General features: G+C 61.2%; 6 protein-coding genes. 5 read left to right on the top strand and 1 reads right to left on the bottom strand.

The annotated features are described in order from the left end of the window. The coding region (locus tag ACIP8I_RS13585) for an ArsR/SmtB family transcription factor (protein ID WP_400761746.1) at positions 1–915 on the bottom strand (915 nt) is incomplete at its 3' end. A 258-nt stretch (positions 916–1173) separates the two neighbouring features. On the opposite strand from ACIP8I_RS13585, the gene tkt reads away from it, so the two are divergent. From tkt to ACIP8I_RS13560, 5 genes are all read left to right on the top strand, one after another. Further along, positions 1174–3171: a transketolase gene (gene tkt / locus ACIP8I_RS13580; RefSeq protein WP_400761743.1), complete on the top strand. Its 1998-nt coding sequence runs from the start codon at positions 1174–1176 to the stop codon at positions 3169–3171. Positions 3172–3351: 180 nt separating this feature from the next. Next, on the top strand, positions 3352–4410 hold the full coding sequence (gene epd / locus ACIP8I_RS13575) for an erythrose-4-phosphate dehydrogenase (RefSeq protein ID WP_400761741.1): 1059 nt from the start codon (positions 3352–3354) through the stop codon (positions 4408–4410). Between the two features lie 26 nt (positions 4411–4436). Next, entirely contained in the window at positions 4437–5600 is a 1164-nt protein-coding gene (locus ACIP8I_RS13570) for a phosphoglycerate kinase (protein ID WP_007961877.1), read from the top strand. A 34-nt stretch (positions 5601–5634) separates the two neighbouring features. Beyond that, the gene (locus ACIP8I_RS13565; RefSeq protein WP_400761739.1) at positions 5635–5856 is read left to right on the top strand and encodes a hypothetical protein; all 222 of its coding nucleotides are present in this window, start codon (positions 5635–5637) and stop codon (positions 5854–5856) included. Between the two features lie 57 nt (positions 5857–5913). Further along, complete coding sequence (locus tag ACIP8I_RS13560; protein WP_400761736.1) at positions 5914–6246, top strand: MliC family protein; 333 nt, start codon at positions 5914–5916, stop codon at positions 6244–6246. The last annotated feature ends 43 nt before the right edge of the window (positions 6247–6289 follow it).

Below are 6289 nucleotides of genomic sequence, written 5' to 3'. Positions count from 1 at the left end.
GCTTTCCCCGGGACCGAGTCCCGCAGAGGTGGCCCAACGGGCCAAATCGACCTGTTCACACCCCAACCACAGATAACCGCAGGACACCCACGCCCAACTCTGGTTGTGGCTACATAACTCTGTCACGAGCAGGCTACCGCCCGGTTGCAGCAGGCCGGCCATGTGCTTGAGCGCTTCGGCCGGCGCGGCGAAATGGTGCAACACCATGTTCAGTACCACGCAATCGGCCGTCAGGCTTGTGCCATTCAATGCATCGGCCAATTGCAGGCTGACGTTAGCCAGCCGTTCACGCTCACATACCTGACGCGCCAGTTCGAGCATCGCCGGGCTGTTGTCCAGCGCGGTTACGTTGCTGAAGCGACGGGCCAGTTCCGGCAGAAAAGCACCATCGCCGGGGCCGACTTCAATGGCCGTGGCAGCACCATTGAAGTTCAGTTTGTCGAGCAGGGCCAGCACGCTGTCGCGGTACTGCGGCAGGCCTGCGATCAAGTCTTGCTGGGCGCGGAATTTCTCTGCAACCCGAGTGAAAAAATCCTGGCTGGCGGCTTCACGTTGTCCGTGGACCTGCGCGATGCGCGCCTGCACGTCGTCCGGCAGCGCCAGATTGTCGACTTCTTCTAACAACGCGGCGTGCAACTTGCCGCCCAGCAATTCGGTGTGGGGCAGGGCGCGGCGATAGAAAATCGCGTTGCCTTCACGGCGTGTCGCCACCAGATCGGCCTGGGCCAGCACCTTGAGGTGGTGGCTCATGCCGGACTGACCGATGCCGAAAATCTGCGCCAGCTCCAGAACGCCGAACGAGTCGTTGGCCAGCGCGCGCAATACATTCAGGCGCAGCGGATCGCCACCGGCCTTGCACAGGGCCGCCAGCTCGTCGCAGTCGTCATGGCGAATGGAAGGCACGCGTAAGTTCATGGGGCAGCAGTCTAGTGACGGTGGGAAAGCGCCGCAAGGGCAATATCAAAAAGTTTTGATATTGCTCGATAGATGGCACTTCTCACTGGCTGGTTAACTCTACAAACGAACAGCGGAAAGGTTTCACCAGACGAAACCGCCGCCCAGCACGGGAAAAACGCCTCTGGATGACTATCTGTCATTGCCCCGAAGCGCTCCGGTGAGGGAAAATGCCCTCCTTTTTTCCGTTTCAATCTATTCACACCCAGGAGATCAGCGATGCCTAGCCGTCGTGAGCGTGCCAACGCCATTCGTGCCCTCAGCATGGATGCCGTGCAAAAAGCCAACAGCGGCCATCCCGGTGCCCCTATGGGTATGGCAGATATCGCCGAAGTACTTTGGCGCGACTACCTCAAGCACAACCCGAGCAATCCATCGTTCGCCGACCGTGACCGCTTCGTGCTGTCCAACGGCCACGGCTCGATGTTGATCTACTCGCTGCTGCACCTGACCGGTTACGACCTGTCGATCGACGACCTCAAGCAGTTCCGTCAACTGCACAGCCGCACCCCGGGCCACCCGGAATTCGGCTACACCCCGGGCGTCGAAACCACCACCGGCCCGCTGGGTCAGGGTCTGGCCAATGCTGTCGGCTTCGCCCTGGCGGAAAAAGTCCTGGGCGCGCAGTTCAACCGTCCTGGCCACGATATCGTTGATCACCACACCTATGTGTTCCTCGGTGATGGCTGCATGATGGAAGGCATTTCCCACGAAGTCGCTTCCTTGGCCGGTACGCTGGGTCTGGGCAAGCTGATCGCCTTCTACGATGACAACGGCATCTCCATCGACGGCGAAGTCGAAGGCTGGTTCACCGATGACACGCCGAAGCGTTTCGAATCCTACAACTGGCAGGTAATCCGCAACGTCGACGGTCACGATCCGGAAGAGATCAAGACCGCCATCGAGACCGCGCGCAAGAGCCCGCTGCCGACCCTGATCTGCTGCAAGACCACCATCGGTTTCGGTTCGCCGAACAAGCAGGGCAAGGAAGCGGGCCACGGCGCCCCACTGGGTGACGCGGAAATCGCTCTGACCCGTCAGGCGCTGAACTGGAACTACGGCCCGTTCGAAATCCCGGCCGACATTTATGCCGAGTGGGATGCCAAGGAAAAAGGTCGCGCCGCCGAAGCCGAGTGGGATCAGCGTTTCGCTGCCTACTCCGCGGCATTCCCGACCGAAGCCAACGAGCTGATCCGTCGTCTGAGCGGCGAACTGCCGGCTGACTTCGCGGAAAAAGCCTCGGCCTACATCGCTGAAGTGGCGGCCAAAGGCGAAACCATCGCCAGCCGTAAAGCCAGCCAGAACACCCTGAACGCGTTCGGCCCGCTGCTGCCGGAACTGCTCGGCGGCTCGGCTGACCTGGCCGGCTCCAACCTGACCCTGTGGAAAGGTTGCAAAGGTGTCAGCGCTGAAGACGCCAGCGGCAACTACATGTACTACGGCGTGCGCGAATTCGGCATGACCGCGATCATGAACGGCGTGTCCCTGCACGGCGGCCTGGTGCCTTACGGCGCGACCTTCCTGATGTTCATGGAATATGCGCGCAACGCGGTGCGCATGTCGGCGCTGATGAAGAAGCGTGTGATTCACGTCTACACCCACGACTCCATCGGTCTGGGCGAAGACGGCCCGACGCACCAGCCGATCGAACAACTGACCAGCCTGCGTACCACGCCGAACCTCGACACCTGGCGTCCAGCCGATGCCGTTGAATCGGCAGTGGCCTGGAAAAATGCGCTGGAGCGTAAAGACGGCCCTTCGGCGCTGATCTTCTCTCGTCAGAACCTGCAGCACCAGGAACGCGATGCCGGCCAGATCGCCGATATCAGCCGCGGTGGCTACGTGTTGAAGGACTGCGCAGGCGAGCCTGAGCTGATCCTGATCGCCACCGGTTCGGAAGTTGGTCTGGCCGTTCAGGCCTACGACAAACTGACCGAGCAAGGCCGCAAGGTGCGTGTGGTTTCCATGCCTTGCACCAGTGTGTTCGATGCGCAGGACGCCGGCTACAAGCAATCGGTTCTGCCGTTGCAGGTCAGCGCCCGTATCGCGATCGAAGCGGCTCACGCCGACTTCTGGTTCAAGTACGTGGGTCTGGAAGGTCGCGTGATCGGCATGACCACCTACGGCGAATCGGCTCCGGCTTCGGCACTGTTCGAAGAATTCGGCTTCACCCTGGACAACATCCTGGGTCAGGCTGAAGAGCTGCTGGAAGACTAAGCCGCAACACGGTGATCGAGCGGTCACCGCAATTCCCTGTGGGAGCTGGCTTGCCAGCGATAGCGTCCTATCAGTCAGCATTTATGTTGAAGCGGATGGCCCTATCGCTGGCAAGCCAGCTCCCACAAGGGATGTGTCGCAAATAAGCACTGTGTCTGCCCGCGTACTATCGAGAACCCCATGCCTCAACCGCGTCCCTACAAAGTTGCACTCAACGGCTACGGCCGGATTGGTCGTTGCGTCTTGCGTGCGTTGTTCGAGCGTGGCGAGAAGGCCGGGTTTGAAATTGTCGCGATCAACGATCTGGCGGACATGGCCAGCATCGAATACCTGACACGCTTCGACTCCACCCACGGCCGTTTTCCCGGCGAAGTGCGAGTAGACGGCGATTGTCTGCATATCAATGGCGACTGCGTGAAGGTCCTGCGCAGTGCCACCCCCGAGGGCATCGACTGGGCGGCGCTGGGCATCGACCTGGTGCTCGAATGTTCCGGCGCTTATCACACCCGTGAAGACGGCCAGCGGTTCCTCAACGCCGGCGCGCCACGCGTGCTGTTCTCGCAGCCCATGGCCAGCGAGGCGGATGTCGATGCCACCATCGTCTACGGCGTCAACCAGGATTGCCTGACCGGCGATGAGCTGCTGGTGTCCAACGCCTCCTGTACCACCAACTGCGGCGTGCCGCTTTTGCGTCTGCTGGACAAGGCGATCGGCCTGGATTACGTGTCGATTACCACCATCCACTCGGCGATGAACGACCAACCGGTGATCGACGCCTATCACCACGAAGACCTGCGCCGCACCCGTTCGGCGTTCCAGTCGGTGATCCCGGTGTCCACTGGTCTGGCGCGTGGCATCGAGCGTCTGCTGCCGGAACTTGCCGGGCGAATTCAGGCCAAAGCCGTACGCGTGCCGACGGTCAACGTGTCCTGCCTCGACATCACGATGCAGACCGCCACCGCAACCGATGCCAACGAGGTCAACCGGATCCTGCGCGAAGCCGCCACCAACGGCCCGCTCAAAGGCCTGCTGGCCTACACCGAGTTGCCGCACGCCAGTTGTGATTTCAACCATGACCCACATTCGGCCATCGTCGATGCCAGTCAGACCCGTGTTTCCGGCCCGAAGCTGGTGAACATTCTGGCCTGGTTCGACAACGAATGGGGTTTTGCCAACCGAATGCTGGACGTTGCAGAACACTATCTGCAAACAGCGATTTCAAAAAAACCTGCTCTCTAAGAACAGTTACTCAGGAAGTGCGACCCATGACCGTGTTGAAGATGTCCGACCTCGATCTGCAAGGTAAGCGCGTATTGATCCGCGAAGACCTCAACGTCCCAGTCAAGGACGGTGTTGTCACCAGCGATGCGCGTATCCTGGCTTCGCTGCCGACCATCAAGCTGGCCCTGGAAAAAGGCGCGGCGGTGATGGTGTGTTCGCACCTGGGCCGTCCGACCGAAGGCGAGTTCTCCGCCGAGAACAGCCTCAAGCCAGTCGCCGACTACCTGAGCAAGGCCCTGGGCCGCGAAGTGCCGTTGGTGGCCGATTACCTGGGCGGTGTTGACGTCAAGGCCGGCGACATCGTGCTGTTCGAAAACGTGCGCTTCAACAAAGGCGAGAAAAAGAACGCCGACGAACTGGCCCAGCAATACGCCGCCCTGTGCGATGTGTTCGTGATGGACGCTTTCGGCACCGCGCACCGCGCCGAGGGTTCGACCCACGGCGTGGCCAAGTTCGCCAAAGTTGCGGCGGCTGGCCCGCTGCTGGCCGCTGAGCTGGACGCACTGGGCAAGGCGCTGGGCGCACCGGCCAAACCAATGGCTGCCATCGTTGCCGGTTCCAAGGTCTCGACCAAGCTCGACGTCCTCAACAGCCTGAGCCAGATCTGCGATCAACTGATCGTCGGCGGTGGCATCGCCAACACCTTCCTGGCTGCAGCCGGTCACCCGGTCGGCAAGTCGCTGTACGAGCCGGACCTGCTGGACACCGCGCGCGCCATCGCCGCCAAGGTCAGCGTACCGCTGCCGGTAGACGTGGTGGTGGCCAAGGAATTCGCCGAAAGCGCCGAAGCCACCGTCAAGCTGATCGCTGACGTTGCCGCTGACGACATGATTCTGGACATTGGCCCGCAAACCGCAGCCAACTTCGCCGAATTGCTGAAATCGTCGAAAACCATCCTGTGGAACGGTCCGGTCGGCGTGTTCGAATTCGACCAGTTCGGCAACGGCACCAAAGTGCTGGCCCAGGCCATCGCTGACAGCGCCGCGTTCTCCATTGCCGGCGGTGGCGACACCCTGGCGGCCATCGATAAATATGGCGTGGCCGAGCAAATCTCCTACATTTCCACCGGTGGTGGCGCGTTCCTCGAATTCGTCGAAGGCAAGGTGCTGCCGGCCGTTGAAGTCCTGGAAAGTCGGGCCAAGGCCTGAGGCCGCCCGTTTGGCCAGGCAAAGGAGTGTTCAGATGGTCAAGTCGTTAGCGCTGTTGTTGCTGAGCGGTACGCTGGCGGCCTGCGGGAGTAACCCGAAGGCCGAGGCGACACCTGCGCCGGATGCGGCACAGAAAGGCTGCTATCAGGCCGACTGGCAGGCCGAAACCAACCCGGTGCTGAACAAGCGCTCGGGACCGGACGGTCTGGACAAATACGAGACGCAAACCCCGGCCAAGGAACATGGTTGTCCTTGACCGGTCTGACTCTTTAACTCAGGGCTGGCGGCGTTGGCTGTCAGTCGAGGAACACGGATGAAAGGCTTGATCGCCATTGCGGCGTTGGCATTGTTGGGCGGTTGCGCGCAGATGAACCTGTTTCAGTCGTCCGCGCCTGCGGACAACTGGACCACCTGGACCTGCGACAGCCAGGCCAAAGTGCTGTGGCGCTACGTCGATGCCGGCCAGAAGGAAGTCGATGTACGGCTGGGCGGCGGTGATCAGGTCTATCGCTTGAAAGAAGAGCCGGGAGCCTCGGGTGTGCTGTACAGCGACGGCATGCTGGCGTTTCACGTCAAGGGTGACGAAGGCCTAGTGTACTGGGTCGCCACCAATGACCTGATTGGCCGCGGCTGCAAGGCCGAGTAAACGAATACGCCGCAGATTCATTGTGGCAATGGCTTTTGTGGCG

It is taken from the genome of Pseudomonas sp. NPDC088414, assembly GCF_044753325.1.
GTDB lineage: Bacteria > Pseudomonadota > Gammaproteobacteria > Pseudomonadales > Pseudomonadaceae > Aquipseudomonas.
This window is presented reverse-complemented; position numbering and strand designations above follow the sequence as displayed.

Coding starts and splice junctions, on each gene's coding strand:
- tkt (WP_400761743.1), top strand. CDS start 1,174: ATGCCTAGCCGTCGTGAGCGTGCCAACGCCATTCGTGCCCTCAGCATG.
- epd (WP_400761741.1), top strand. CDS start 3,352: ATGCCTCAACCGCGTCCCTACAAAGTTGCACTCAACGGCTACGGCCGG.
- ACIP8I_RS13570 (WP_007961877.1), top strand. CDS start 4,437: ATGACCGTGTTGAAGATGTCCGACCTCGATCTGCAAGGTAAGCGCGTA.
- ACIP8I_RS13565 (WP_400761739.1), top strand. CDS start 5,635: ATGGTCAAGTCGTTAGCGCTGTTGTTGCTGAGCGGTACGCTGGCGGCC.
- ACIP8I_RS13560 (WP_400761736.1), top strand. CDS start 5,914: ATGAAAGGCTTGATCGCCATTGCGGCGTTGGCATTGTTGGGCGGTTGC.